The organism is Ectothiorhodospira sp. 9100 (assembly GCF_022227565.1).
In the GTDB taxonomy this organism is placed as follows: domain Bacteria; phylum Pseudomonadota; class Gammaproteobacteria; order Ectothiorhodospirales; family Ectothiorhodospiraceae; genus Ectothiorhodospira; species Ectothiorhodospira marina.
Genome location: NZ_JAJNAN010000139.1, coordinates 1 through 518 on the forward strand (window position 1 = coordinate 1; position 518 = coordinate 518).

Consider the following 518-nt stretch of genomic DNA (forward strand, 5'->3'; position numbering starts at 1 on the left):
TCCGGCATGGGCCTGATGACCGCCGCTCGTCTTGTGCCGGGTGCGGTTCTGCTACCCGCTGATTTCACCGCCTACCGGCACTACTCGATGCGTTTCAAGACGGCGGTTGCCTCCCTCGCGCCGAGGATCGAGGACCGTGGGATCGACGAGATCTACATCGACCTGACCTCCCACGGCAGCGACCCTGAGCCGATCGCCAGCCGTATCAAGGAGGCTGTGCGTGCGGCGACGGGGTTGTCCTGTTCGATCGGCATCGCGCCCAACAAGCTGCTGGCGAAGATGGCCTCGGAGTTCGACAAGCCGGATGGTCTTACGCACGTGGGTCCGGGGGATCTGGTGGACCGAATATGGCCGCTGAAGGCCAGCAAGATCAACGGGATCGGGCCCAAGTCCACGAGGGTGGGGAGGCCTGGGATAGGGTGGGACGTAATAGGCCGAGAGAGTCCTCCTGCGAATCGTCATCGGTTCGGTCCCGTCGGTGTGAGATGCTGTCGCACGCAACGATCTTTGGCTGTTTT

1 protein-coding gene is annotated in these 518 nt (G+C 62.9%); it reads left to right on the forward strand.

The features are described 5' to 3' along the window. Positions 1-15 precede the first annotated feature (15 nt). Positions 16-518, forward strand: a 503-nt coding sequence (locus tag LPW29_RS15340) for a DNA polymerase Y family protein (RefSeq protein WP_443112365.1), incomplete at its 3' end; no start/stop codon positions are given.